22 protein-coding genes are annotated in these 22,379 nt (G+C 69.2%); 9 read left to right on the forward strand and 13 right to left on the reverse strand.

The features are described from left to right. Positions 1 to 49 precede the first annotated feature (49 nt). The 5 genes from ACFXC1_RS21890 to cseC all read left to right on the forward strand — a co-directional run bounded on the left by ACFXC1_RS21890 (position 50) and on the right by cseC (position 4,664). Positions 50 to 970, forward strand: coding sequence for an HhH-GPD family protein (locus tag ACFXC1_RS21890; RefSeq protein ID WP_381245005.1), 921 nt, complete (start codon positions 50 to 52; stop codon positions 968 to 970). A gap of 299 nt (positions 971 to 1,269) precedes the next feature. Then, entirely contained in the window at positions 1,270 to 1,809 is a 540-nt protein-coding gene (locus tag ACFXC1_RS21895) for a SigE family RNA polymerase sigma factor (protein WP_019064956.1), read from the forward strand. Next, positions 1,797 to 2,483, forward strand: a complete 687-nt coding sequence (locus ACFXC1_RS21900; RefSeq protein ID WP_381245007.1) for a hypothetical protein — start codon at positions 1,797 to 1,799, stop codon at positions 2,481 to 2,483. Before ACFXC1_RS21895 ends, ACFXC1_RS21900 begins: the two co-directional genes overlap by 13 nt. A 124-nt stretch (positions 2,484 to 2,607) precedes the next feature. Continuing rightward, positions 2,608 to 3,312: a two-component system response regulator CseB gene (gene cseB, locus ACFXC1_RS21905; RefSeq protein WP_381245009.1), complete on the forward strand. Its 705-nt coding sequence runs from the start codon at positions 2,608 to 2,610 to the stop codon at positions 3,310 to 3,312. An 8-nt stretch (positions 3,313 to 3,320) separates the two neighbouring features. Continuing rightward, on the forward strand, positions 3,321 to 4,664 hold the full coding sequence (gene cseC, locus ACFXC1_RS21910; RefSeq protein ID WP_381245011.1) for a two-component system sensor histidine kinase CseC: 1,344 nt from the start codon (positions 3,321 to 3,323) through the stop codon (positions 4,662 to 4,664). Positions 4,665 to 4,703: 39 nt separating this feature from the next. On the opposite strand, the gene ACFXC1_RS21915 is transcribed toward cseC, so the two are convergent. The 4 genes from ACFXC1_RS21915 to ACFXC1_RS21930 form a co-directional block, all read right to left on the reverse strand. Continuing rightward, positions 4,704 to 5,561: a class I SAM-dependent methyltransferase gene (locus tag ACFXC1_RS21915; RefSeq protein ID WP_381245013.1), complete on the reverse strand. Its 858-nt coding sequence runs from the start codon at positions 5,559 to 5,561 to the stop codon at positions 4,704 to 4,706. Beyond that, entirely contained in the window at positions 5,558 to 5,992 is a 435-nt protein-coding gene (locus tag ACFXC1_RS21920) for a VOC family protein (protein ID WP_381245015.1), read from the reverse strand. The genes ACFXC1_RS21915 and ACFXC1_RS21920 overlap by 4 nt, the downstream gene beginning before the upstream one ends. Beyond that, on the reverse strand, positions 5,989 to 6,474 hold the full coding sequence (locus ACFXC1_RS21925; RefSeq protein ID WP_381245526.1) for a helix-turn-helix transcriptional regulator: 486 nt from the start codon (positions 6,472 to 6,474) through the stop codon (positions 5,989 to 5,991). The genes ACFXC1_RS21920 and ACFXC1_RS21925 overlap by 4 nt, the downstream gene beginning before the upstream one ends. Before the next feature lie 337 nt (positions 6,475 to 6,811). Then, entirely contained in the window at positions 6,812 to 8,404 is a 1,593-nt protein-coding gene (locus ACFXC1_RS21930) for an MDR family MFS transporter (protein WP_381245017.1), read from the reverse strand. Positions 8,405 to 8,542: 138 nt separating this feature from the next. On the opposite strand from ACFXC1_RS21930, the gene ACFXC1_RS21935 reads away from it, so the two are divergent. Further along, the gene (locus ACFXC1_RS21935; protein WP_381245019.1) at positions 8,543 to 9,139 is read left to right on the forward strand and encodes a TetR/AcrR family transcriptional regulator; all 597 of its coding nucleotides are present in this window, start codon (positions 8,543 to 8,545) and stop codon (positions 9,137 to 9,139) included. Here ACFXC1_RS21935 and ACFXC1_RS21940 read toward each other — a convergent pair. Then, on the reverse strand, positions 9,136 to 9,717 hold the full coding sequence (locus ACFXC1_RS21940; protein WP_381245021.1) for a M23 family metallopeptidase: 582 nt from the start codon (positions 9,715 to 9,717) through the stop codon (positions 9,136 to 9,138). The two genes, ACFXC1_RS21935 and ACFXC1_RS21940, sit on opposite strands and share 4 nt — an antisense overlap. Before the next feature lie 443 nt (positions 9,718 to 10,160). Between ACFXC1_RS21940 and ACFXC1_RS21945 the strand changes: the two genes are divergently transcribed. Both ACFXC1_RS21945 and ACFXC1_RS21950 read left to right on the forward strand, forming a co-directional pair. After that, positions 10,161 to 10,769 (forward strand): HAD family acid phosphatase, encoded by a 609-nt coding sequence (locus ACFXC1_RS21945; RefSeq protein WP_381245023.1) that lies wholly within the window; start codon positions 10,161 to 10,163, stop codon positions 10,767 to 10,769. 47 nt (positions 10,770 to 10,816) lie between these two features. Next, positions 10,817 to 13,693, forward strand: coding sequence for an NACHT domain-containing protein (locus ACFXC1_RS21950; RefSeq protein ID WP_381245025.1), 2,877 nt, complete (start codon positions 10,817 to 10,819; stop codon positions 13,691 to 13,693). Between the two features lie 89 nt (positions 13,694 to 13,782). Here the strand turns inward: ACFXC1_RS21950 and ACFXC1_RS21955 are convergent, their stop codons facing one another. Next, positions 13,783 to 16,308 carry an ATP-dependent Clp protease ATP-binding subunit gene (locus ACFXC1_RS21955; protein ID WP_019075463.1) on the reverse strand — a complete coding sequence of 842 codons (2,526 nt, stop codon included), beginning with the start codon at positions 16,306 to 16,308 and terminating at the stop codon, positions 13,783 to 13,785. A gap of 442 nt (positions 16,309 to 16,750) precedes the next feature. Between ACFXC1_RS21955 and ACFXC1_RS21960 the strand changes: the two genes are divergently transcribed. Further along, the gene (locus ACFXC1_RS21960) at positions 16,751 to 17,410 is read left to right on the forward strand and encodes an SCO3374 family protein (RefSeq protein ID WP_381245027.1); all 660 of its coding nucleotides are present in this window, start codon (positions 16,751 to 16,753) and stop codon (positions 17,408 to 17,410) included. Here ACFXC1_RS21960 and ACFXC1_RS21965 read toward each other — a convergent pair. The 7 genes from ACFXC1_RS21965 to nadC form a co-directional block, all read right to left on the reverse strand. Then, positions 17,389 to 17,724, reverse strand: coding sequence for a histone-like nucleoid-structuring protein Lsr2 (locus ACFXC1_RS21965; protein ID WP_019075461.1), 336 nt, complete (start codon positions 17,722 to 17,724; stop codon positions 17,389 to 17,391). The two genes, ACFXC1_RS21960 and ACFXC1_RS21965, sit on opposite strands and share 22 nt — an antisense overlap. Before the next feature lie 224 nt (positions 17,725 to 17,948). Continuing rightward, positions 17,949 to 18,482: an amino-acid N-acetyltransferase gene (locus tag ACFXC1_RS21970; protein WP_200715432.1), complete on the reverse strand. Its 534-nt coding sequence runs from the start codon at positions 18,480 to 18,482 to the stop codon at positions 17,949 to 17,951. A 9-nt stretch (positions 18,483 to 18,491) separates the two neighbouring features. Then, complete coding sequence (locus tag ACFXC1_RS21975; protein WP_381245030.1) at positions 18,492 to 18,905, reverse strand: BlaI/MecI/CopY family transcriptional regulator; 414 nt, start codon at positions 18,903 to 18,905, stop codon at positions 18,492 to 18,494. 120 nt (positions 18,906 to 19,025) lie between these two features. Beyond that, positions 19,026 to 19,205 (reverse strand): hypothetical protein, encoded by a 180-nt coding sequence (locus ACFXC1_RS21980; protein ID WP_381245032.1) that lies wholly within the window; start codon positions 19,203 to 19,205, stop codon positions 19,026 to 19,028. Between the two features lie 48 nt (positions 19,206 to 19,253). Then, a complete protein-coding gene (locus tag ACFXC1_RS21985) occupies positions 19,254 to 19,901 on the reverse strand; it encodes a hypothetical protein (RefSeq protein ID WP_381245528.1) in 648 nt (215 codons plus the stop codon). A gap of 697 nt (positions 19,902 to 20,598) precedes the next feature. Further along, a complete protein-coding gene (locus ACFXC1_RS21990; protein ID WP_043685374.1) occupies positions 20,599 to 21,396 on the reverse strand; it encodes a type III pantothenate kinase in 798 nt (265 codons plus the stop codon). 2 nt (positions 21,397 to 21,398) lie between these two features. After that, positions 21,399 to 22,376 (reverse strand): carboxylating nicotinate-nucleotide diphosphorylase, encoded by a 978-nt coding sequence (nadC, locus tag ACFXC1_RS21995; RefSeq protein WP_381245033.1) that lies wholly within the window; start codon positions 22,374 to 22,376, stop codon positions 21,399 to 21,401. Between the last annotated feature and the right edge of the window lie 3 nt (positions 22,377 to 22,379).

Raw genomic sequence — 22,379 nt, forward strand, 5'->3', positions numbered from 1 at the left:
CCGCACCCGCACCCACCGAACCGCCCGCACATGGCAGGATCGAAACGCCATGACTGCGCCCACGAACCCCCCGCACACCACGTCCACCACCGGCGAGCACCTCCACGCTCCCGTCATCGACTGGTTCGAAGACAACGCCCGCGACCTCCCCTGGCGCCACCCCGACGCCGGCCCCTGGGGCGTGATGGTCAGCGAGTTCATGCTCCAGCAGACCCCGGTCACCCGCGTCCTCCCGGTCTACGAACAGTGGCTCGCCCGCTGGCCCCGCCCCGCCGACCTCGCCCAGGACGCCCCCGGCGAAGCCGTCCGCGCCTGGGGCCGCCTCGGCTACCCCCGCCGCGCCCTCCGCCTCCACGGCGCGGCCACCGCCATAACGGAACGCCACGGCGGCGACGTCCCCACCGACCACTCCCAGCTCCTCGCCCTCCCAGGCATCGGCGAGTACACGGCCGCCGCCGTCGCCTCCTTCGCCTACGGCCAGCGCCACGCCGTACTCGACACGAACGTCCGCCGAGTGTTCGCGCGCGCGGTCACCGGCGTCCAGTACCCCCCGAACGCCACCACCGCCGCCGAACGCAAACTGGCCCGCGCCCTGCTCCCCCCGGACGAGCGGACCGCCGCCCGCTGGGCCGCCGCATCCATGGAACTCGGCGCACTGGTCTGCACGGCGAAGAACGAGACATGCCACCGCTGCCCCATCTCAGCGCAGTGCGCCTGGAACCTGGCAGGCAAACCGGACCACGAGGGCCCCGCCCGCCGCGGCCAGACATACGCGGGCACGGACCGCCAGGTCCGCGGCAAACTCCTGGCCGTACTCCGCGAAGCGCACACCCCCGTCCCACAGGCAGCACTGGACCGCGTATGGCACGAACCGGTACAGCGGGCCAGAGCACTGGACGGCCTGGTGTCCGACGGCCTCGTAGAACCCCTCCCGGAGGGCCTGTACCAACTCCCCGCGACCCGCACCTGACACACGGTCAATTCACAGCCATCCGCCTCACCCCGGGCCACATCACAGCCAACACCCAGCCCCCGCAACACTCAGGCAACGTCCAAACCACCCCATACACACCCAAACGACCCCGCCCCCTTACCCCGGACCTACTTCCGTTACACAACCGACGGACAGCCGAGCGCTCCTCGCAGGCTGCTCCGCACAGTGCCGTGACAACCCCTCCGTAGCTTCGTTCCTGTGCCGCAGACCGGCGGGACGCAGCAAAGGACAACCGGCAGCAGGCAGGTCGGAAACGGGGATGGAGGCGGTTGATCATGGCGCAGGGCGAGGTGCTCGAATTCGAGGAGTACGTCCGCACCCGACAGGACGCGCTGCTGCGCAGCGCCCGTCGGCTGGTGCCCGACCCGGTCGACGCCCAGGACCTGCTGCAGACCGCGCTGGTACGGACGTACGGCCGCTGGGAGACCATCGAGGACAAGCGCCTCGCGGACGCCTACCTGCGCCGCGTCATGATCAACACCCGTACCGAGTGGTGGCGGGCCCGCAAGCTCGAAGAGGTCCCCACCGAGCAGCTCCCGGACGCGAGCGTCGACGACGCGACCGAACAGCACGCGGACCGGGCGCTTCTTATGGACATCATGAAAGTTCTCGCTCCGAAACAGCGCAGTGTTGTCGTCCTGCGACACTGGGAGCAGATGTCCACGGAGGAGACGGCCGCCGCCCTCGGCATGTCGGCCGGTACGGTCAAGAGCACGCTGCACCGGGCGCTCGCCCGGCTCCGGGAGGAGCTGGAGGCCCGCGACCTGGACGCACGCGCGCTGGAGCGTGAGGAGCGGGAGCGTTGCGCGGCCTGAGCGACGACACCCTTGGGGCCGGCCGGAGCGAAATCCCGGTGCCGGACAGGGCACGCGGCGGCTTCGAGGCGGCGTTCACGGCGATGGCCGTGCTCGCCGCCCTCGCCCTGTTGGTGTCCGGCTGCGCCACGGGCGGCACGGGCGCCCGTGACGAGGGCCCGGCGCACTCCGACTCGGTGGGCGTCGCCGCGGTGCCCTCGCCCACCCCGTCCGCGACGGTCGACGACCACGTGGACGCGGTGAAACTCGTCGAGGACGACCCGAACGTCTCGGCGGCGGTCAAGCACGAGCTGAAGCCGTGCGTCGCCGACGAGTACGCGGTCGACGTGTCCTACGGCGTGCTCACCGGCGGCACCGTCAACGACGTCGTCGTCAACGTGATGACCTGCGGCGACGCGGTCGGCATCGGCTCGTACGTGTACCGCGCGACGGGTGGGACGTACGAGAATGTCTTCAAGGCCGAGGAACCCCCGGTCTACGCGGAGATCGACCGCGGCGACCTGGTCGTCACCAAGCAGGTGTACGAGAAGGGCGACCCGGTGTCGAGTCCGTCCGGTGAGAACGTGATCACGTACCGCTGGACGTCGGGCCGTTTCGTCCAGGAGTACAGCACGCACAACGAGTACAGCAACGCGGTCGGAGGCGACGCGTCACCGGCCCCGAGCGGAAACTGAGCCGCCCGGACCGCACCACGCGTGAACCGATCGGGTGGCGCGATCCGATCCTTCAGTGAACGCGGACGCCCCTTCGGGCGTCCCATGCTTGAGAACGACCCACACGAGGACTGAGAGCACCGGGATGGCAGACCAGACCCACGTCCTGTTCGTCGAGGACGACGACGTCATCCGTGAGGCCACCCAACTCGCCCTGGAGCGGGACGGCTTCGCGGTCACGGCGATGCCCGACGGGCTGTCGGGCCTGGAGGCGTTCCGGGCGAACCGCCCCGACATCGCGCTCCTGGACGTGATGGTCCCCGGCCTGGACGGCGTCAGCCTGTGCCGCCGGATCCGCGACGACTCGACCGTGCCGGTGATCATGCTGTCGGCGCGCGCCGACTCCATCGACGTGGTCCTCGGCCTGGAAGCGGGCGCGGACGACTACGTCACGAAGCCCTTCGACGGCGCCGTCCTGGTCGCCCGCATCCGAGCCGTGCTGCGCCGCTTCGGCCACGCGAACGGCACCGACCGCACCGACGCGGAGACGGCCCCGGTCGACGGCGGAGTGCTCACCTTCGGCGACCTGGAGATCGACACCGAAGGCATGGAGGTACTCAAGGCCGGACAGCCGGTGGCGCTGACGCCGACCGAGATGCGCCTGCTCCTGGAGTTCTCCTCGGCACCCGGCACGGTCCTGTCCCGCGACAAGCTGCTGGAGCGGGTGTGGGACTACGGCTGGGGCGGTGACACCCGGGTCGTGGACGTCCATGTGCAGCGGCTGCGCACGAAGATCGGCCAGGACCGGATCGAGACGGTCCGCGGCTTCGGCTACAAGTTGAAGGCCTGAGCAGGGGTATGCGGGGGAATTCACGGCGCAGGGTCCCGTCGTTCATGGACAGAGCGGGCATCCGTACGGGCCTGAGATGGAAGCTCAGCGCGGCCATCGCGCTGGTCGGCACGCTGGTCGCGATCGCGCTCAGCCTGGTCGTGCACAACGCGGCCCGGGTCTCGATGCTGGACAACGCGCGCGACCTCGCCGACGAGCGGGTCCAGATCGCCCAGCGCAACTACGAGCTGTCCGGGCGCCCCAACTTCCCCAGCATCAAGATCGACGACCCGAGCCTGCCGCCGGCGCTGCGCCAGAGGGTCGCGGAGGGCCGCAGGGCCACCTACGTCACCGACCGGCCGCACGGCATCCCGGACATCTGGGCGGCCGTACCGCTCAAGGACGGCCATGTGATGTCCCTGCACACAGGGTTCACCGACCGCAGCACGGACATCCTCAAGGACCTCGACCAGGCTCTGGTCATCGGCTCGATCGCGGCCGTGCTCGGCGGCAGCGCGCTCGGCGTGCTGATCGGCGGCCAGCTCTCGCGCCGGCTGCGCAAGGCGGCCGTCGCGGCGAACCAGGTCGCCAAGGGCGAGACGGACGTACGGGTACGGGACGCGATCGGCGGAGTCGTACGGGACGAGACCGACGACCTCGCGCGCGCGGTGGACGCCATGACGGACGCGCTGCAACAGCGGCTTGAGGCCGAACGCCGGGTCACCGCGGACATCGCACACGAACTGCGCACCCCGGTGACGGGCTTGCTGACCGCGGCCGAACTGCTCCCGCCCGGCCGCCCGACGGAACTGGTCCTGGACCGAGCCAAGGCGATGCGCACCCTCGTCGAGGACGTCCTGGAGGTCGCCCGTCTCGACGGCGCCTCCGAGCGGGCCGAACTGCAGGACATCATGCTGGGCGACTTCGTGAGCCGCCGGGTGATCGCGAAGGACCCGGACGCGGTGGTGCACGTCGTCCACGAGTCGGCAGTCACCACCGACCCGCGCCGCCTGGAGCGCGTGCTGTTCAACCTGCTGGCCAACGCGGCGAGGCACGGCAAGCCGCCGATCGAGGTCTCGGTCGAGGGCCGGGTCATCCGGGTCCGCGACCACGGCCCCGGCTTCCCCGAGGAACTCCTCGCGGAGGGCCCGAGCCGCTTCCGCACCGGCAGCAAGGACCGCGCGGGCCACGGCCACGGCCTGGGCCTGACCATCGCGGCCGGCCAGGCACGGGTCCTCGGCGCTCGCCTGACCTTCCGCAACGTCCGCCCCGCGGGCGCGCCGGACCACATCCCGGCGGAGGGCGCGGTCGCGGTGCTGTGGCTGCCGGAACACGCACCGACGAGCACGGGCAGCTATCCGATGCTGCCGTAGGTCTTTGACGAAGGTGCGCCCGCCGCCCTGAGCGAAGGCTCAGGTGCCGGCCAGCATCACCTCCTCCCCCCGAGACGGCCCCACCCCGTCCGTCCTCCCCCCGAAGTACCGCGCGGCAAGATCCGCGGCCGACACATGCCGCACCTCCCGGAACCCGCACTCGCGCCCCAGCGCCAGCACCTGCTCCGGAGTGAAGAAGCTCAGGAACGGCGTACCGGCGGCACGAGCCCCTCGCACCGCGACCTCCAACTGCGCGCGCTGCTCGGGCTCCACGTCGTCGACGGGCCGTAGGAAGGTCGTCACCAGGGTGGAGCCGGGGGCGAGCCCGGCGACCAGGCGGAACATGGCGGTGATCGCGTCCAGGGTGAGATACATGATGACGCCGTTCGCGGCGACCACGGCGGGCCGCCCGGTGTCGAGCCCGGCGGCGGCCAGTTGCCCCCACCAGTCGCCCTCGAAATCCACCGGCACGAACCGCAGCCAGTCCGGCTCGTCATACCCGAGCTCGGCCAGCCGACGGCGCTTCCAGGCCTGAGTGCCGGGCCGTTCGACCTCGAACACCCTTATTTTCGCGCCGAGTTCGGGCCGCCGCTGGGCGAAGGTGTCCAGCCCGGCGCCGAGCACGACGTACTGGTCCACGCCCTTCGCGGCCTGCTCCCCCACCACGTCCTCGACGAACCGGGCCCGCGCCACGATCGACGCGCGGATCCGGCGGGTGGCCTCGACGTCCATGTCGGGCCGCTCGCGCCAGTCGTCCCCGGGGTCCACCAGCCGCAGCCCGACCTCGTCCTCGACGACATGCGGCGGTGCGTCGGCCCGGACGTGCAGAGCCCTCCACAGGGCGACCCGCACGGCCGTATGATCCGGCTCGACCTCGGCCACCCGCTCTCCACTCATCCGAAGTCCTTGGAGAAGTCGAGCTCCTCGCTGCGCTCGGTCAGCGAGTACCAGTTGCCGCTGTCGTCGCGGAAGATCGCCTCGACGCCGTACGGCCGCTCCTTGGGCTCCTGGACGAACTCGACGCCACGCGCCTTGAAGGTCGCGTAGTCACCACGGCAGTCGTCCGTACGGAACGCACCCGCCCCCAACACCCCCTTGCTGACCAGCTTCTTCAGCGCCTCGGCGGACTCGGGGTCGAGGCCGGGACCGTCGAGGCTCATCAGCGCGATCTCGACGCCCGGCTGCTCCTTGGCACCGACGGTGACCCACTTCATGTCCCCCATCGAGATGTCGTCCCGGACCTCGAAGTCCAGTTTCTCGGTGAAGAAGGCCTTGGTGCGCTGCTGGTCGAAGGTCCATACGGTGGTGATGCCCAGCCCTTGGATCATGGCTCCGCACTCCTGTCGGACGAGGTAGAAATCGAGGTGGCTTCCTGTTCTCCTTCCTCACCGTAGGCAGGGTGGGCAGCGGCACGCTTCTTCAAAGTTGCGGAGGGGAAACCGCCGGCCCAGAGCATCGCGTAGCACCCCGGGATGAGGGCGGCCCCGCGCCCCACATGTTCGCTCCGGTACTCACTCGGAGTCAGCCCGGTCCGCGCTTTGAACCGTGCCGAGAACGTACCGAGGCTGCTGAAGCCGACGAGATGACAGATCTCCGTGACCGACAGATCGGCGCTGCGGAGCATCTCCTCGGCCCGCTCGATACGCCGATGCGTCAGATACTGCCCCGGCGTCTCGCCGTAGGCCTCCTTGAACTCCCGGATGAAGTGGTACCGCGAATACCCGGCATGCGCGGCCACCACCCCCAGGTCGAGCCCCGGCTCGGCCCAGTCACGGTCCATGGCGTCCTTGGCCAGCCGCAACTGCCGCATTTTGTCCATGCGCCCGATGGTGACACGGCCCACTGACAACAGAGCCGATACTTGTGGGCACCGGCCGCACCCCCCCCCCAGCCCGACCGGCGTTTCGGGACCCGTCGCCCCCGGCCGGCACCCCCCAGCCCGTCCGGCGTTTGAGGAGGAGGCCGTCCAGGCCGAAGCGGGGGTCTGGGGGCGGCAGCCCCCAGTGACGATGAGGGTCCCCCCGCTCGAGCGAAGCCGAGAGTGGGGAGGGTAGGGGCGGCGGGGGCGAGAAAACAACGAAAAACCAAAACGAAGGCCCCCCGGGGCGGACACCAACCGGGGGACCTTCAGCTCACTGCCGACGAACTCAGACCGCCTCGACGATCGACACCGGCGCCACCGTCTCCGCATCCTCACCAGGCTTGGGCGCAGCCGGCCCCGCCCCCTTCAGCGGAACCTCCTTCACGAACACCGCAGCCACCAGCGCCAGCACCGTCACCACAGCCCCCAGCAGAAACGCCGAGTGAATACCGGCCGACACCGCGTGCTGATAAGCCTCACGCGCCACCGCCGGCAGCTTCGCCAGACTCTTCGCGTCCAGCTGAGCCGACTGCTCGGTCACCTTGGCCCCCAGCGCCCCGGCCTTCTGGCTCATGACGTCCTGAACCCGGTTGTTGAACAGCGCACCCATGATCGCGACACCGAACGACGAGCCGAGCGTCCGCGACAGCGTGCTCGTGGAGGACGCGACCCCCATGTCCTTCATCTCGACGCTGTTCTGCGCGACCAGCATGGTGATCTGCATCAGGCAGCCCATGCCGAGCCCGACGACGGCCATGTACACACCGGACATGAACCGGGTCGTGTCGACGTCCATCGTGGAGAGCAGGTACAGACCGACGCCCATCAGGATGCTGCCGGCGACCGGAAACACCTTGTAGCGCCCGGTGTTGGTGGTCACCCGCCCCGCGACCATGGAGGTCACGAGCATCGCGCCGAGCATCGGCAGGAGCAGCAGACCCGAGTTGGTCGCGGACGCGCCCTGCACGGACTGCTGGTACAGCGGCAGGAACAGGGTCGCGCCGAACATCACGAAGCCGGTGATGAAGCCGATGACCGCCATCAGGCTGAAGTTGCGGCTGCGGAAGATGTGCAGCGGTACGACCGGCTCGACGGCCTTGGTCTGCCAGAACACGAACCCGACGAGGGCGGCCACACCCAGCGCGATCAGTTCCATGATCCGCACGGAGGTCCAGGCGTACTGCGAACCGCCCCACGTGGTGACGAGCACGATGGAGGTGATGCCGACGGTGAGCAGTCCGGCGCCGAGGTAGTCGATGCGCGCCTGGGAGCGCTTCTTCGGCAGGTGCAGTACGGCGCTGATCGCGGCGAGCGCGATCACGCCGAGGGGGAGGTTGATGTAGAAGGACCAGCGCCAGCCCCAGTTGTCGGTGATGGTGCCGCCGACCAGCGGTCCGCCGATCATCGCGAGCGCCATGACGCCGGCCATCATGCCCTGGTACTTGCCCCGCTCACGCGGCGGGATGAGGTCGCCGATGATCGCCATGACGCCGACCATGAGACCACCGGCACCGAGACCCTGGATGGCCCGGAAGCCGATGAGCTGGCCCATGTTCTGTGCCATGCCGCTGAGCGCGGAGCCGACCAGGAAGATCACGATGGAGGTCATGAAGGCGCCCTTGCGCCCGTACATGTCACCGAGCTTGCCCCACAGGGGAGTGGAGCTGGCGGTGGCGAGCGTGTACGCGGTCACGACCCACGACAGATGCTCGAGCCCACCCAGCTCACCGACGATCGTGGGCATCGCCGTACCCACGATCATGTTGTCGAGCATCGCGAGCATCATGGTGATCATCAGGGCGAGCAGGACGACCCGCACGCTCCTGGGCTGTTTCTCGGTCTCTCCCGACCCCTTGTCGACCGTCTGCGTGTCCGCCATCGTTCCCACTCCCCTAGCTACCGCTGGATACCGCTACCGTCCGGCTACTTACTTGCCGCCCGGCTAGTTGACTACACTAGGGGAAAGTAGACCCGTAACTAGCCGGGCGTCAAGTAAGTTTGCGGGAGCATGAGACGGATGGGCGGCACCATGGACGGCACCAAGCGGCAACGTCGCGGAGACACCCGCCAGCGCATCCAGGACGTGGCGCTCGAACTCTTCGCCGAGCAGGGCTACGAGAAGACCTCGCTGCGCGAGATCGCCGAGCACCTGGACGTCACGAAGGCGGCGCTCTACTACCACTTCAAGACCAAGGAAGAGATCCTGGTCAGCATCTTCGAGGACCTCACGAAGCCGATCGAGGACCTGATCGAGTGGGGCCGCGACCAGCCGCACACCCTGGAGACCAAGCGGGAGATCGTACGGCGCTACGCCGACGCGCTCGACGGCGCGACCCCGCTGTTCCGCTTCATGCAGGAGAACCAGGCACAGGTACGGGACCTGCGCATCGGCGAGCGCTTCAAGGACCGTATGCGCGGCCTGCGGGAGATCGTCATCGACCCGGACGCCGGCCTGGTCGACCAGGTCCGCTCGCTCAGCGCGATCTTCACGCTGCACGCCGGCATGTTCGCCGTACAGGACCTCGAAGGCGACCCCGAGGACAAGCGCAAGGCCGTCCTGGAGGTCGCCACCGACATGATCACGCAGGCCCACGCGGGCACGAAGCAGGCTTAGACCTTCACGCCCTTGCCGCGCAGGAACGCGACCGGGTCTATGGCCGAGCCGTAGTTGGCGGTCGTACGGATCTCGAAGTGCAGGTGGGGGCCGGTGGAGTTGCCGGTGTTGCCGGACAGCGCGATGTGCCGGCCGGTGCTGACGACCTGGCCGACCTTCACGTCGATGCGCGAGAGGTGGGCGTACTGCGAGTACGTGCCGTTGCCGTGCTTGATGACGATGGCATTGCCGTACGCGGCCCCGTCACCGGCACCGTTGCCGCCGGCCTTGACGACGGTCCCGCCGTGCGCGGCGACGACGTTGGTACCGCTGGCCACGGCGAAGTCCTGCCCGCTGTGGGTGGACTGCCACAGGCCGCCGGCCTGGGCGAAGCTCGCGGAGAGCGTGTACTTCTTCACCGGGTCGACCCAGGAGGCGGCGGTCTTCGCACTGACCGCCTTCGGCGCCACGCTCGCGGTGGCGGCGCTCGCGACCCCGGTGCCCAGCACGGCGGTGGCTCCCAGCCCGACGGCCAGGACGGCCACCCGGGTGCGGAGCGGAGTCGTACGGGAAGAGCGGGACGTGGAGCGCTGGAACATCGGAACCTCACGGGGACGGGGACAGAAAGACCACCCGGCACACAAGCGGCCGCCGGATGGCACGTCCATTGGTAACCCCGGCCCCCACAAACCCCCAAACAGCTCTTCTACGACGGAAGCTAGTACTTCACCACAAAACTTCCGACTTCTTGACAGAGCGCACTTTGGCTATAAATCGCCACCGCGACGGCAAAACCACCCATCTGGTTCCACGCAAGAAGTACCTTTTGCCCCAATCGGGGCTTACGACTACCCGCCCTAGTAGGGCCCGAATCGCCTGTGCGGCTTGTCACCGGGCGGGGCGATCGCCGACCGCGGGAATGTGGCGCAGACCTCTATGCACCTACCGTTCAGTAACCTTACGGTTCCCCTCACGCCACCCTCGCCCGCGAGCATGCCTTCCGCACCGGCACCGCACAGACGTGAGAGGAACCCCCACCCCCATGACGAGACGACGCCCCTGGGCCCGCCGTACCGCCACCGTCGCCGTGACCGCAGCCGCCCTCGCGGCGCTGGCCGTCCCCGCGGAAGCCGCCACCGCGACGAGCACCACCGCGGCCGTCGACTACACCACCTGGCAGACGGACTGCCAGACGGTCATGAACCAGGCCCTGCCCTACCTGAAGCAGCGCATCGCGACCACGAAGCCCGGTGAGAAGCAGGCGATCGTCTTCGACATCGACAACACCACCCTGGAGACGGACTTCGGCTTCAGCTGGCCGCAGCCGGCCAACAAGCCCGTGCTCGCGGTCGCCAAGTACGCCCAGGAGCACGGCGTTTCGCTGTTCTTCGTCACGGCCCGCCCCGGCATCATCTACCTGCCGACCGAGTACAACCTCGAACACGACGGCTACGACGTCGACGGCCTCTACGCCCGCGGCCTCTTCGACCTGTTCAAGGACGTCGCCGCCTACAAGACCGCCCAGCGCGCCGACATCGAGTCCAAGGGCTACACGATCATCGCGAACATCGGCAACAGCGCCACCGACCTGTCGGGCGGCCACGCCGAGAAGACCTTCAAACTGCCGGACTACGACGGCCAGTTGTCGTAACCGGTTAGGCTCCGTCCGTTCGCGCGACGACGGGGGTGGGGCGGCCGATGGAGCCTGCGGTACTCGGTGGCAAGCTGGCATCCGGCCTGATCACACCGCTGCTGAAAAAGCTGTTCGTACCCGAAGGACCGGGCGCGGGCCTGGTCGACAGGCCGGTCCGGCTGTCGAACCTCGTCTCCTTCAAGGGCGAAAAGCGCATCCTGACGGAGAAGGACGTCCACAAGCTCGCCGACCGCCTGGTCGCGCGGGCGGTGGACTCCCCCGGCGAAGCGCCCTTCCCCTTCGACGAACAACCCGCCGTGGCCGACGCGTTGGCCCGCCGGCTGCTCGCCCTCGGCGACCTGGACATGGACGACGTACAGGCCGTACGCCTCGGACACCGCGAACTGGCACGGCAGTTGGAGCACGAGGCCCCACCCCCCGCCGGACTGTCCACCGACGCGCGCTACTTCCTCGACAACGCCACCGAGTGGGCCTGCCTCCAGATCCTGGAGTTCTTCACCCGCCGGTCCACCTTCGTCGCCCGCACGCTGGTGGAACAGACCCGTACCCAGGCCGAACTGATAGCCCGGGTGGACGAGTTGATCGCCCGCACCCCACGCCCCGGCACCCAGGACCGCGCCTTCGAACGCCGCTACCTCTCCTACGTCGCCGAACGCCACAACCACATCACCATCTACGGCATCGACCTGCGCGACTCTCCGGACCGCTGGCCCCTCGAAGTGGCGTACCTCAGCCTGGAGGCGACGGAGGAACGCTCCCTGTCCGAGGAGCACCCCGGCGCCCGCTACGACCGCCAACTCCCCGCCGAGGAAGCCCTGTCGACCCACGACCGGGTCCTGCTGCGCGGTGACGCGGGCTCCGGCAAGACGACCCTGGTGCAGTGGCTCGCGGTGACGGCGGCCGGGAACGGCGACCGCGTCCCGTACGTCCTCCCCCTGCGCACCCTGCTCCGCACCGGTCAACTACCCTCCCCCGCAGCCTTCTTGGCGGCGACCGACTGCCCCCACTCCCCACCCGAGGGCTGGACCGAACGCGTCCTGACCGCCGGCCGGGGCCTCATCCTGGTCGACGGCCTCGACGAGATCCCCTCCACCGACCGCCACCGCACCCGCGACTGGCTCCTCGCCCTGATCCGCGCCTTCCCCGGCAACCGCTGGCTCCTCACCTCCCGCCCCACCGCGATACGCCCCGACTGGCTGTCCTCCGAGGGCTTCCACGAACTGACCCTGGCCCCGATGCGCCGCCCCGAGGTGCGGACCTTCGTCGAGCGCTGGCATGCGGCGGCACGGGCCCCCGAGTACGAAGCCCCCCTCCTGGACTCCCTCCGCACCAAACGCGACCTGGCCCGCCTCGCCACCAACCCCCTCATGTGCGGCCTGATCTGCGCCCTGCACCGGGAACGGAAGGGCTATCTCCCCACCGGCCGCAAGGAGTTGTACGACGCCGCCCTCACGATGCTGCTGGCCCGCCGGGACCGCGAGCGGGGCATGGGCGCGCTGGAGGGGACGGAACTGGGTGAGGAGGCCCAGCTGGAGATCCTCCAACGCCTCGCGTACGCGCTGGTGTTGAGCGGCCGCACGGAGATGGACGTGGAGACGGCCGAGAGGATCGTGGAGCGCGTCCTGCCGACGATCACCGGGCAGGGTGACGCGAGGACGGTACTGCGGGAACTGCTCCTGAGAAGCGGCCTGCTGCGCCAACCCGCCGTAGACGTCCTGGACTTCGTGCACCGCACCTTCCAGGACTACCTGGGAGCGCGGTACGCGGTGGAGGAGGGCCACCTCGACGTGCTGATCTCCCGTGCGGACGACACCCAGTGGGAGGACGTCATCCGCATGGCCGTCGCCCATGCCAGGCCGCGCGAACGGGTCGTACTGCTAAGGGAGTTGCTGGCCCAGGACGAGCCCCGGCTGACACTGCTGGCACTGGCCTGCCTGGAGCACGCGACGGCGCTGGACCCGGCGGTTCGGGCCGAGGTCGAGGCCCGTGCGGCCGCGCTGATTCCCCCGCGTACGACGGAGGGGGCGCACGCGCTGACGCAGGCGGGGCCGCTGGTGCTGGAGTTGCTGCCGGGTCCGGCCGGGCTGTCGGGCGCGGAGGCCCTCGCGGTCACCGTCACCGCCTCGCTGCTCGGCACGGAGGAGCCGGAGGCGGCCCTGGGCGTACTTCGGCGGTTCCAGGAGCATCCCGATCTTGAGGTGCGGCGCCAACTCGTGGGCACCTGGGACCGGTTCGACATCCGGGAGTACGCGGTCGAGGTACTCGACCATCTGGATCGCTCGGAGCTGTACATCCGGTGCGACAGCGACGAGAAGTACGCGGCGCTCAGCCTGATGCGCCCTTGGCGGAGCGTGACCTGCGCCGGCTCGCGGTCCGTGCCGGAGATCCTGGCGGCCGTGGTCGAACCGGCCGCGGTCGAGACCCTGAGCGTGATCGACAATCCACGGCTGGCCGATCTGGGGGAGCTGTCGCCCTTCTCTTCCCTGAACCGTCTGTGGCTTCACCGGTGCCTCCAAATCGAGGATTTCGCACCGCTGGCGCAACTCCCCCTCACCGAAATGTGGTTGAGCGGGACAGGCCACATCAGGGGGCTGCGGGAACTTCGTTGGTTGACCTGGTTGTCCGTCAACCAGGTGCTTCCGGGAGACAGCCTCGCCGAATCCCTGCCGGTCGACGCACCTCTGGAATACCTGCATCTGAGGGCGGACACGGTGTGGGGCACCGGGCTGCGCGGGCTTGGTCAATGGCCCACCCTCACGACTCTCAGACTCGGCGAGTCCGGCCATTCCCTGACCGCCGCCGACTGGCAGGAAGTGGCCTCTCTCCCGGCTCTGACGGAACTCCAGCTCGAAGACGAACTGTCCAGCGCCTCGCTGAGCACCATGCCGGAACTCCCCGGCGTCCGTGTCCGGCAGATGTAGAGCGTGCGGGACGGCACCACCCGGCCCAGGCGAAAGGGGCCGGTGCCCAAAGGCACCGACCCCTTTCCCAGCCGTAAAGCCCTGGAGCCTTACGCCTCCTTGCTCAGATTCGGACCGGCTCCGCCGGCCGCCTGCTCGATCGGCGGGACGTCCGGCAGTGCCGACTTCTCCTCACCCCGGAAGGTGAAGGTCTTGGCCTCGCCCTCGCCCTCCGTGTCGACGACCACGATGTGACCGGGGCGCAGCTCGCCGAAGAGGATCTTCTCGGAGAGCGTGTCCTCGATCTCGCGCTGGATCGTGCGACGCAGCGGCCGCGCGCCCAGCACCGGGTCGTAACCCTTCTTGGAGAGGAGCTCCTTGGCGGCCTGGGAGAGCTCGATGCCCATGTCCCGGTCCTTGAGGCGCTCGTCCACCTTCCCGATCATCAGGTCGACGATCTGGAGGATGTCCTCCTGGGTGAGCTGCGGGAAGACGACGACGTCGTCCACGCGGTTGAGGAACTCGGGGCGGAAGTGCTGCTTGAGCTCGTCCGAGACCTTGTTCTTCATGCGCTCGTAGTTGGACTTCGTGTCACCCGTGGCCGCGAAGCCGAGGTTGAAGCCCTTGGAGATGTCCCGCGTGCCGAGGTTGGTCGTCATGATGATGACCGTGTTCTTGAAGTCCACGACCCGGCCCTGGGAGTCGGTCAGACGACCGTCCTCCAGGATCTGCAGCAGTGAGTTGAAGATGTCCGGGTGGGCCTTCTCGACCTCGTCGAAGAGGACCACCGAGAACGGCTTGCGCCGCACCTTCTCCGTCAGCTGGCCGCCCTCTTCGTAGCCCACGTAACCGGGGGGCGAACCGAAGAGACGCGAGACCGTGTGCTTCTCGCTGAACTCCGACATGTCGAGGGAGATCAGCGCGTCCTCGTCACCGAAGAGGAACTCGGCGAGCGCCTTGGACAGCTCCGTCTTACCGACACCGGACGGGCCGGCGAAGATGAACGAACCACCGGGGCGCTTCGGGTCCTTGAGGCCCGCACGCGTACGACGGATCGCCTTCGAGAGCGCCTTGACGGCGTCCTTCTGGCCGATGACCCGCTTGTGGAGCTCGTCCTCCATGCGCAGCAGACGCGAGGACTCCTCCTCGGTCAGCTTGAAGACCGGGATGCCGGTGGCGGTCGCGAGGACCTCGGCGATCAGCTCGCCGTCGACCTCGGCGACGACGTCCATGTCGCCGGCCTTCCACTCCTTCTCCCGCTTGGCCTTGGCGGCCAGGAGCTGCTTCTCCTTGTCGCGGAGGGAGGCGGCCTTCTCGAAGTCCTGCGAGTCGATCGCGGACTCCTTGTCACGGCGGACGCCGGCGATCTTCTCGTCGAACTCGCGCAGGTCCGGCGGCGCGGTCATCCGGCGGATGCGCATCCGGGAGCCGGCCTCGTCGATCAGGTCGATCGCCTTGTCCGGCAGGAAGCGGTCCGAGATGTACCGGTCGGCCAGCGTGGCCGCCTGCACGAGCGCCTCGTCCGTGATGGAGACACGGTGGTGGGCCTCGTAGCGGTCGCGCAGACCCTTGAGGATCTCGATGGTGTGCGGCAGGGACGGCTCCGCGACCTGGATGGGCTGGAAGCGGCGCTCGAGGGCCGCGTCCTTCTCCAGGTGCTTGCGGTACTCGTCCAGGGTGGTGGCGCCGATGGTCTGGAGCTCACCGCGGGCCAGCATCGGCTTCAGGATCGAAGCGGCGTCGATGGCGCCCTCGGCGGCACCCGCACCGACCAGCGTGTGCAGCTCGTCGATGAACAGGATGATGTCGCCGCGGGTGCGGATCTCCTTGAGGACCTTCTTCAGGCGCTCCTCGAAGTCACCGCGGTAGCGGGAGCCGGCGACCAGTGCGCCGAGGTCCAGGGTGTAGAGGTGCTTGTCCTTGAGGGTCTCGGGCACCTCGCCCTTGACGATGGCCTGGGCGAGGCCCTCGACGACGGCGGTCTTGCCGACGCCGGGCTCACCGATCAGGACCGGGTTGTTCTTGGTGCGGCGGGACAGCACCTGCATGACCCGCTCGATCTCCTTCTCGCGCCCGATGACCGGGTCGAGCTTGGACTCACGAGCGGCCTGGGTGAGGTTCCGGCCGAACTGGTCGAGGACCAGGGACGTCGAGGGGGTGCCCTCCGCAGGGCCGCCGGCGGTGGCGGTCTCCTTGCCCTGGTAACCGGAGAGCAGCTGGATCACCTGCTGCCGCACACGGTTGAGATCAGCGCCCAGCTTGACCAGGACCTGGGCGGCGACGCCCTCGCCCTCACGGATCAGGCCGAGCAGGATGTGCTCCGTGCCGATGTAGTTGTGGCCCAGCTGAAGAGCCTCGCGGAGCGACAGCTCCAGGACCTTCTTGGCACGGGGAGTGAAGGGGATGTGACCGGACGGCGCCTGCTGGCCCTGTCCGATGATCTCCTCAACCTGCTGGCGGACCGCCTCAAGCGAAATGCCGAGGCTCTCCAGGGCCTTTGCGGCGACACCCTCACCCTCGTGGATGAGACCCAGGAGGATGTGCTCGGTGCCGATGTAGTTGTGGTTGAGCATCCGGGCTTCTTCCTGAGCCAGGACGACAACCCGCCGCGCGCGGTCGGTGAACCTCTCGAACATCGTTAATCGCTCCTCAGAGCGGTCAGGCAGTAAGGGGACGCTCCCCTCCCTGTCCTTCCGCAGCTTAGTCCCGCAAGCGGGGACCGCTCATTCCAACTGCCGACACCGGACCGAGAACCAACACTGCCTCCTGAACCCGAACGCCGACATCTGCTCCAACCTGATGGTGCGAGACGATGTTCCCGCAGGCCAGGCAGTTACCCTCACCATGAGTACGCCGATGGCGAACGTGAGACGCCAATTTCTGCGTGTCGCCCCCTCCCACTAGGGATTGTCTTACCCGTACGGACCGACACTCCATGCCGAGCGCACCGGTTCCCTCCGCTACGGGCGAACAACCTTGCGCGGTCCGGCACCCCCGAACGCCCTCTTTTCCGGCACCCTGCGCAATCACCGGACCACCCAGCGTAACTCTCGGCCGGGTTCGACGGTTGCACTTGGCATGGTTGGCACAGTCCCCCCGGTCACCACGGTCCCCTCCCCCCGTCACCCGCTCGATCCGGACGACCGGCGGCGGCACTGGTACGAGAACGAACTCGGGTGGCGGACGGTGCCCGGGGAGCCGTTGCGGCTCGTCACGGGGCTGCGGTTCGACGTCCTGGACGTGCCGGTCGAGGCCGGTGCCGCGGCGCTGTGGCGGCTGGGGCCGAGCTCTCCGGTGGCCGTACGGGGCGACCGGATGCGGCTGCTGGTGGCCGCGGGCAGCGCGGAGGAGCTGCCGGGGCTGCTGGACTGGCTGGAGTGGGGCGCGCTGGCGCCGGCGCTGGATCTGGTGGCGCTCGGCGAGGGCGGGCACATGGAGGCGCCGCAGGTCCCCGGGGCGGGGCCCGAAAAAATGCCGCCGCTCTCTGCCGCGGGGCCCGTGAAGGGGCACCCCGGGCAGTCGATTCCCGCGGGTCGCCCAGGTCCCGTGCAGGGGGCCGCCGTATGGCTGCGGCCCCCCGAGCCGGGGCGCGAGGTCGAGGCCTCGCTGCCGACACTGTCGGCCGTGGGGGGCGTTGGGGGCGCCCCTGATCTCGTACGACTCGTGGACACGGTGGCCACACAGTGCCACCGGGTCCGGCTGCGGCGCTCGTGCGCTCAGCCGTTGGCCTTTTCGTAGGCCTCGCGAATGGACGCGGGAACACGGCCGCGGTCGTTGACCTCGTAGCCGTTCTCCTTGGCCCACGCGCGGATCTGCGCGGTGTCCTGGCTGCCACCGGTAGCGGCGCGCGCCTTTCCACGGCCACCCGAAGCACGGCCACCGGTACGGCGTCCGCCCTTCACGTAAGCGTCGAGAAGACCACGGAGCTTGTCCGCATTCGCGGTGGTGAGATCGATCTCGTACGTCTTGCCGTCCAGTGCGAACGTCACCGTCTCGTCCGCCTCGCCGCCGTCGAGGTCGTCGACAAGAAGGACCTGAACCTTCTGTGCCACCGGATTTCCTTTCATCGATAACTTGCGGGCCTGGGGTCTGCGGCGTCCGCCGTTTCGCCGTCCCCTGTTATATGCAGTACTGCAGTACGTCGGAAAGCAAACCGCTTTTGCTGGAAAAACACAAACCCCTGGGAGAGACCGAGTGACCTCCCCGGACCAGAAAGATGCGCGTTTCGGACATAGGGAACCTGGGCAGGGCGTCCGGGCCGAATTGAGCGCAGCGATCACAGATGCAGAAGCATCCGGCTGTTGCCCAAGGTGTTCGGTTTCACTCGTTCGAGACCCAGGAACTCCGCCACGCCCTCGTCATAGGAACGCAACAGCTCCGCGTAGACATCGGTGTCGACGGGTGTCTCACCGATCTCCACGAAGCCGTGCTTGGAGAAGAAGTCCACTTCGAAGGTGAGACAGAAAACGCGACGAACGCCTAGCCAACGGGCCGTGTGCAGCAACTTCTCCAGCAACTGATGACCTACACCGGCGCCCTTCAACCCGGGCTTCACGGCGAGAGTACGGACTTCCGCGAGGTCTTCCCACATGACGTGCAGTGCGCCGCAGCCGACCACCTCGGCGTTGTCGTCGCGTTCGGCGACCCAGAACTCCTGTATGTCCTCGTAAAGAGTCACGGTCGCTTTGTCGAGCAGGATGCGACCGCGAACGTAGGCGTCAAGGAGTCGGCGCACCGCCGGGACATCCCCGGTCCGGGCCCGCCGGACGGTGATGGCTTTCGCGGTGACTTCTGGGTGCTCTGCTGACATGAGCGGACGCTATCGCCCGCCGCCGGAGGACGGGGAGCCGGGGTTCTCGGCGCCATCCGCGGGTTCGGGTGTTTCCGGTCCCTGGACGATGCGTACGGCGCTGCGCAGGGCCTCGCGCTGTTCGTCGCTCATCATCCCGAAGAAGGCGACGAGAGCGGCCGCGGGGTTGTCGCTCTGGGACCAGGCGTCGTTCATCAGGGCTGCCGAGTAGGCGGCCCGTGTGGAGACGGCCTCATATCGATACGCCCGGCCTTCCGCCTCGCGACGCACCCAGCCCTTCTGATGGAGATTGTCCAAAACGGTCATCACCGTGGTGTACGCGATCGACCGTTCCTGCTGAAGGTCTTCCAGGACTTCTCGAACGGTCACCGGGCGGTTCCACTTCCACACCCGCGTCATGACCGAGTCTTCGAGTTCTCCCAATGGGCGAGGCACAGCTCAGAACCATAGTGGAAAAGGCACAAAAAGGGCGTACGACTCGGAAAGCACGCGCACGCGTGCGGGAGTCGTACGCCCTTGAAGGCGCCGCCGAAAGGCGGGCGGTCAGGCTTCGGTGGTCGAAGAGCTCTGGCGGGCGCTCTCCGCGTGCGCGATGGCGGCGTCGACGGCCGCGTCCTCCTTGGCCTTCATGGCCCCGCCCTGGGTCTTCACGATGACCCGGATCAGTCCGATGAAGAACACGGCCATGACGACCGGGGGCACGAGCGCGGAGACATAGTCCATGCCCTCCAGAGTAGCCACGGGCCCGGGAGCGGAAGGGGCGGGGTCGCTTCAGCCGGCGGCGAGCTGCTGGGGCGGGTTCGCCGGGGGCGGTGCCGGTTTGCGCCGGGGGAAGACCTCGCCCGGGGTGGGGATCGGCCGCGACGGCTTCGGGGCGGCGGGCGCGGGTGCGGGCGCCGGCCGCTCCACGGGCTTGCGTACGGGCTCCTTGGCGTCCTCCCCGGCCAACTCCCCGCCCGTCCCCGACAGGCCGCCCGAGCGGCCTCCGGGGAGCGCCAGGAGGCGGGTACGGGAGGCGGGGACGGTCGGTGCGGGCCGGGCGGTCGTACGGCGGGCCAGGCGCGCGCGTACGTCCTGTTCGGCGAGCGCGAGGCAGCGGTCGAGGAGGGCTGCGGCGGCCGGGTTCCCGCGCAGCGCACGCAGCGCGGAGAGGTCGTCGACGTCCGGGCGGTACCCGGCGCCGAGCGCCTCCTCCAGGAGCGTGAGGTAGCCGGCGGTGGTGCCGGGCAGGGCGGCGCGGTACCGGGCGAGGTCGGCGACCAGGAAGGCGCGCAGCCGGACCCCCTCGCGTACCGCTTCGTCGAGGGATTCGGCGAGCCGGAGACAGTCCTTGACGTCCTCGGCGGAGGCGGTTCGGGGCTGGAGGGCGAGGGCGAGGGCGCGGCGGAGCACACGCAGCTCCTCCGCACCGAACGCCATGCCGCCGCGGGATCCGTATGGCGTGGGCATGCGGCGACGATACGCGCTAATCAGACAAATTCGACATAGGGGGCGGGTGTGGCGTGGGGTTTTCGCCTGGCGGCGGCAGCGACTGCCCGGCCGGGCACCGGCAGCCGCGCCATGGCTGGTAGCCGACGGATCCGTCGCACCCATTGCAGCCGCCGACCCTGTGGGCGCAGGCCGCGACGACTCGCGCGCGTGAACGACACCGGCGGGGCAGCGGCTGACCGGCCACGCACCCGGCAGCCGCGCCATGGCTGGCTGGTACCCGGCGGCTCCATCACACCCATTGCCTCCGGCGAGGCGCCTCGGAACCCTGCGGCCGCAGGCCGCGACGCCACTCGCGCGTGAACGACACCGGCGGGGCAGCGGCTGACCAGCCACGCACCCGGCAGCCGCGCCACAGCCGGTACCTAACGGCTCCGTCGCACGCACGACAGCTACCGCTGGCGCGGGGGCACCTTAGGGGCCGGGAGAAGACACCTCGTGGGCATGTGTGAGCGGCGCCGCACGGGCTAAGGCAGCGGCTGATCCGACGCACACCAGGCAGCCGCCACCGGAGCGCGGCCGCCCCCCTACGGGCGCGGGAAGCGGCGCCTCGTGGGCACGCGCGAGGGTCGCCGGCCGAGGGGGCCGCCCTGCGCCAGGAGTTCCCGTCCCGGCGCAGGGCCCCCGCTCACATCCGCGACACGTTCCGCTCGTAGACCAGTCGCAGGCCGATCAGGGTCAGCCAGGGCTCGTGTTCGTCGATCACCGAGGCCTCGCCCAGGACCATCGGGGCGAGGCCGCCGGTCGCGATGACCGTCACGTCCTCCGGGTCGTCGGCCAGTTCCTTGGCCATCCGGGTTACGACTCCGTCGACCTGGCCGGCGAACCCGTAGACGATGCCGGACTGCATCGCCTCGACGGTGTTCTTGCCGATCACGCTGCGCGGCCGGGCCACCTCGATCTTGCGCAGCTGGGCGCCCTTGACGCCGAGCGCCTCGACCGAGATCTCGATACCGGGGGCGATGACACCGCCGACGTACTCCCCGCGCGCGGAGACCGCGTCGAACGTGGTCGCCGTACCGAAGTCGACGACGATCGCGGGGCCCCCGTAGAGCTCGACTGCGGCGACCGCGTTGATGATGCGGTCCGCGCCGACCTCCTTGGGGTTGTCGGTCAGGATCGGGACGCCGGTCTTGACGCCCGGTTCGACGAGGACGGCGGGCACGTCTCCGTAGTAGCGGCGGGTCACCTCGCGCAGTTCGTGCAGGACGGACGGCACGGTGGCACAGATCGCGATGCCGTCGATGCCGTCGCCCAGCTCCTCTCCGAGGAGCGGGTGCATGCCCATGAGGCCCTGGAGGAGGACGGCGAGTTCGTCGGCGGTGCGGCGCGCGTCCGTGGAGATGCGCCAGTGCTCGATGATCTCTTCGCCGTCGAACAGGCCCAGGACGGTGTGCGTGTTGCCCACGTCGATCGTGAGGAGCATGACTACTGCGCCTCACGGAGGTCGAGGCCGATGTCCAGGATCGGCGCGGAGTGGGTCAGGGCGCCTACGGCGAGGTAGTCCACCCCGGTGTCCGCGTACGCCTTGGCGTTGTCCAGGGTGAGCCGGCCCGAGGCCTCCAGGGCGGCGCGGCCGTGGACGATGCCGACGGCCTCCTCGCACTCGCCGGGCGTGAAGTTGTCCAGCAGGATCAGGTCGGCGCCCGCGTCCAGTACCTCGCGGAGCTGGTGCAGGGTGTCGACCTCGACCTCGATCGCCACCTCCGGGAAGGCCTCCCGTACGGCCTTGAAGGCCTGGGCGACACCGCCGGCGGCGACCACGTGGTTGTCCTTGACGAGGGCCGCGTCCGACAGGGACATACGGTGGTTGACGCCGCCGCCGCAGCGGACCGCGTACTTCTCCAGAGAGCGCAGGCCGGGCGTCGTCTTGCGGGTGTCGCGGACCTTCGCCTTCGTGCCCTCCAGGGCGTCGGCCCACGCGCGCGTGGCGGTCGCGATGCCGGAGAGACGGCACAGGAGGTTGAGCGCGCTGCGCTCGGCGGTCAGCAGGTCGCGCGTGCGCGTGGTGACCGACAGGAGCTTCTGCCCGGCCTCCACGCGGTCGCCGTCCTCCGCGTGCCGCTCGACCTCGAACTCGTCGGTGCAGACCACGGAGATCACCGCTTCGGCGACCCTGAGGCCCGCCACGACACCGGCCTCGCGCGCGGTGAAGTCGGCGGTGGCGACGGCCCCTTCGGGGATGGTCGCCACGGTCGTCACGTCGACACCGCCGTCGAGGTCCTCCTGGACGGCGACATTGGCGATGTCCTCGACCTCCACGGGGTCGAGACCCGCGTCGGCCAGGAGTTCGGCGAGCGCGGGGTCCAGACCGCACTCCAGGTACTCCGCGTCGTCGCCCGCGCCACAGGCACAGCCGTCGCCGCAGCCGCCGCTGTCGGCGAGGGGAAGATCGGGGGTGCTCACTTC

This window comes from Streptomyces hokutonensis, from assembly GCF_042751305.1.
Classification (GTDB): Bacteria; Actinomycetota; Actinomycetes; order Streptomycetales; family Streptomycetaceae; genus Streptomyces; species Streptomyces hokutonensis_A.

Coding starts and splice junctions, on each gene's coding strand:
- ACFXC1_RS21890 (WP_381245005.1), top strand. CDS start 50: ATGACTGCGCCCACGAACCCCCCGCACACCACGTCCACCACCGGCGAG.
- ACFXC1_RS21895 (WP_019064956.1), top strand. CDS start 1,270: ATGGCGCAGGGCGAGGTGCTCGAATTCGAGGAGTACGTCCGCACCCGA.
- cseB (WP_381245009.1), top strand. CDS start 2,608: ATGGCAGACCAGACCCACGTCCTGTTCGTCGAGGACGACGACGTCATC.
- cseC (WP_381245011.1), top strand. CDS start 3,321: ATGCGGGGGAATTCACGGCGCAGGGTCCCGTCGTTCATGGACAGAGCG.
- ACFXC1_RS21915 (WP_381245013.1), bottom strand. CDS start 5,561: ATGAGTGGAGAGCGGGTGGCCGAGGTCGAGCCGGATCATACGGCCGTG.
- ACFXC1_RS21920 (WP_381245015.1), bottom strand. CDS start 5,992: ATGATCCAAGGGCTGGGCATCACCACCGTATGGACCTTCGACCAGCAG.
- ACFXC1_RS21925 (WP_381245526.1), bottom strand. CDS start 6,474: ATGCGGCAGTTGCGGCTGGCCAAGGACGCCATGGACCGTGACTGGGCC.
- ACFXC1_RS21930 (WP_381245017.1), bottom strand. CDS start 8,404: ATGGCGGACACGCAGACGGTCGACAAGGGGTCGGGAGAGACCGAGAAA.
- ACFXC1_RS21935 (WP_381245019.1), top strand. CDS start 8,543: ATGGGCGGCACCATGGACGGCACCAAGCGGCAACGTCGCGGAGACACC.
- ACFXC1_RS21940 (WP_381245021.1), bottom strand. CDS start 9,717: ATGTTCCAGCGCTCCACGTCCCGCTCTTCCCGTACGACTCCGCTCCGC.
- ACFXC1_RS21945 (WP_381245023.1), top strand. CDS start 10,161: ATGACGAGACGACGCCCCTGGGCCCGCCGTACCGCCACCGTCGCCGTG.
- ACFXC1_RS21950 (WP_381245025.1), top strand. CDS start 10,817: ATGGAGCCTGCGGTACTCGGTGGCAAGCTGGCATCCGGCCTGATCACA.
- ACFXC1_RS21955 (WP_019075463.1), bottom strand. CDS start 16,308: ATGTTCGAGAGGTTCACCGACCGCGCGCGGCGGGTTGTCGTCCTGGCT.
- ACFXC1_RS21960 (WP_381245027.1), top strand. CDS start 16,751: ATGGTTGGCACAGTCCCCCCGGTCACCACGGTCCCCTCCCCCCGTCAC.
- ACFXC1_RS21970 (WP_200715432.1), bottom strand. CDS start 18,482: ATGTCAGCAGAGCACCCAGAAGTCACCGCGAAAGCCATCACCGTCCGG.
- ACFXC1_RS21980 (WP_381245032.1), bottom strand. CDS start 19,205: ATGGACTATGTCTCCGCGCTCGTGCCCCCGGTCGTCATGGCCGTGTTC.
- ACFXC1_RS21985 (WP_381245528.1), bottom strand. CDS start 19,901: ATGGCGTTCGGTGCGGAGGAGCTGCGTGTGCTCCGCCGCGCCCTCGCC.
- ACFXC1_RS21990 (WP_043685374.1), bottom strand. CDS start 21,396: ATGCTCCTCACGATCGACGTGGGCAACACGCACACCGTCCTGGGCCTG.